Here is a 259-nt window from a genome sequence, read left to right as displayed (position 1 = left end):
TGATCATTACCGTATTTCTAAATTTACGACATCTATATGGAAAAAATCATTTCGTGTGAATGAAATAATCAAGCCAACGAAATATGGCCCTTCGTTTAATGAACAGTTTGTGTGTGATAATCATGCGTGTGTATCCTTGTTAGCAAATGGGTTAAAAGTAATAGTGTTGCGTGGAGAAATAGATCAATGTGTAGAAGCAGACATCATAATTAAGACATTTTCAATGAGTGATCCAACATGCAACAAGAAGATGAAAATA

The 259-nt window shown here is 33.2% G+C and carries 1 pseudogene; it reads left to right on the top strand.

Annotated elements, in window-relative coordinates:
- A pseudogene (locus ACFINZ_RS11905) lies at positions 1 to 259 on the top strand (transporter); the annotation flags it as partial.

The organism is Bartonella sp. AA81SXKL (assembly GCF_042196945.1).
Classification (GTDB): Bacteria; Pseudomonadota; Alphaproteobacteria; order Rhizobiales; family Rhizobiaceae; genus Bartonella.
The sequence above is the reverse complement of the archived record's forward strand: the minus strand, read 5'-3'. Positions and strand labels throughout refer to the sequence as shown.